The 2,074-nt window shown below is 35.4% G+C and carries 2 protein-coding genes; one reads left to right on the forward strand and one right to left on the reverse strand.

Features of this window, described 5'->3' with window-relative positions; all coding sequences use genetic code 11:
* The first annotated feature begins 69 nt into the window (after nucleotides 1-69).
* Nucleotides 70-1,311 carry an MFS transporter gene (locus tag BLR11_RS13830; RefSeq protein WP_091653277.1) on the forward strand — a complete coding sequence of 414 codons (1,242 nt, stop codon included), beginning with the start codon at nucleotides 70-72 and terminating at the stop codon, nucleotides 1,309-1,311.
* Between the two features lie 84 nt (nucleotides 1,312-1,395).
* Here the strand turns inward: BLR11_RS13830 and BLR11_RS13835 are convergent, their stop codons facing one another.
* Nucleotides 1,396-1,899 carry a prolyl-tRNA synthetase associated domain-containing protein gene (locus BLR11_RS13835; RefSeq protein WP_091653280.1) on the reverse strand — a complete coding sequence of 168 codons (504 nt, stop codon included), beginning with the start codon at nucleotides 1,897-1,899 and terminating at the stop codon, nucleotides 1,396-1,398.
* Nucleotides 1,900-2,074: the final 175 nt, after the last annotated feature.

Below are 2,074 nucleotides of genomic sequence, written 5' to 3' on the forward strand. Positions count from 1 at the left end.
CACCAGGTACATATCGGGGAACCCTGCAACTAATATTATAATCCGTATATATTGAAAGGAAGTGTCTTTATGCTTGGTTGGAAACGAAGAAATTCTTTATTATTGGTGTTATGGCTTGTATTCTTTGTTGCTTATATGGATCGTATTAATTTTTCCATTGCAGTTCCATTTATTACAAAAGAATTAGGATTAATGCCTACACAAGTAGGTGCTATTATGAGTGCTTTCTTTGTAGGATATGGGTTGTGTCAAATTTTCGGCGGAATATTAGCTGATAAATTTGGACCCAGGAAAACAATGACACTGGCATTATGTTGGTGGTCCGTTTTTACTATTTTCACTGGAATGACCGGTGGTTTTTTATCCCTATTAGTCGTCAGAGCACTGTTCGGCATGGGGGAATCTATGCAGCCGCCTGCTTCCTGGAAATTAATTGCAACTTGGTTTCCTCCGCAGGAAAGAGTTAAAGCAAATGCTCTTAACTTATGCTCTATTGCATTAGGGCCTGCGTTTGCGCCACTTTGTGTCGTTCTCATCTTACAGTATTTCGATTGGAGAACTGTATTTTACATTTTTTCTATTCCTGGTTTTATTATGGCATATGTTATCTGGAAACATGTATATAACAAACCGGAAATGGATCCGAAAATGACAAAGGAAGAATGGATTGAAATTACGGGAAGCGCAGAACCGCAAACGGCTGCAAGAGAAAAAGTAACGTTCAGTCAAGCATTAAAAAATCGTAATTTAGTATTGTTGGCTATTATATATTTTGCTTTTAATATTCCTTTCTGGGGATTTTTATCATGGCTTCCTTCCTACTTGGTAACGGTTCGTCACTTTGCTATTGTAAAAATGGGAATCACCGCCAGTATCCCCTTCTTTACTGCATTTTGCGGCATGTTAGTATCAAACAGTATCTGCAATCGAATTTTTCATGGCAATAAACAGCATTTCCTGCTTGCTACCTGGATTATCGGGGCAATCTTTATGTACTTGTCTTACAATGCAACAAATGAAAATTTGTGTATTTTATATTTGTCATTAGCCTCCGCCTTTGGAATGTTTATGTGCTTTGGCCCGTTTTGGTCGCTTCCCATGGAAACACTTTCTGCCGATGTAATGGGAATGGCCTCTGGATTTATTAACACAGGCGGCCAAATTGCAGGTTTTGTCGCACCGCTGTTAATCGGATATTTGATTCAAGTAACAGGTGGGTCATACCAGTCGGCATTTACACTTATGGAAATAGGCTTAGTTGCAGCAGGTATTTTGATCCTATTTATTAAAACTAAAAAAGTTTCATCTTAACAGAAAATTTTGACAGCATGATCCGTATGTGTCTTATCTCTATGAAATAAAAACAAAAAATATTGCCAAAGACTGCTTTTGCTCCTATATAGCATATACCTGTACATCTTTAGCATATTCTTTAGTTAATGTAAGCATATCCTCGAAATAAAGAAACATAGTTTTCGTGTTATCAAGGGGATGTACTCCTATTATTTGACCTTGCAAAGAAGCATCAAATATCATTGTAATATTTTTCTCTTTATTATTTAATACACCAAAGGGCGTTACATGCCCTTTTTCCAGCCGCATCATTTCATACAGCTTTATCTCACTGGCAAAACTGAGCCTTTTACTGGAAATCTTTTCGCTCAATATTTTTAGATCGATTTTTTTATATCCCGGCAGTGTCACTAAATAATAATTTTTCTTTTTATCATCACGCAAAAAAAGATTTTTCATAATCCATTCTTTATGTGGAATTTCTAAACTTGATAAATCCTCAATAGTATATGCTGCCGGATGTTGATAAATTTCAAATGGAATTTGTTTTTCATGTAAAAGTCTTACTATATCTTCTGATTTAGAAAAAATACACGGATCCTTCATATCATCTGATACTCCTCAATTATTTATATCGTACGAATTATATACAATAACACGATACTACAAATCTAATACATTTTGAAAGATAGTGTCAAGATAAATGTGTAAACGTTCCTGCAAGCATTTTAGGCTGTTCTTACCGATTAGGATTATCAAACATATTCACTAAATCACTTTC

The organism is Megasphaera paucivorans (assembly GCF_900103535.1).
GTDB classification, from domain to species: Bacteria; Bacillota; Negativicutes; order Veillonellales; family Megasphaeraceae; genus Megasphaera_A; species Megasphaera_A paucivorans.

Excerpts from the sequence above, each read along its gene's own strand:
- BLR11_RS13830 (WP_091653277.1), top strand. The coding sequence starts at position 70 with ATGCTTGGTTGGAAACGAAGAAATTCTTTATTATTGGTGTTATGGCTT.
- BLR11_RS13835 (WP_091653280.1), bottom strand. The coding sequence starts at position 1,899 with ATGAAGGATCCGTGTATTTTTTCTAAATCAGAAGATATAGTAAGACTT.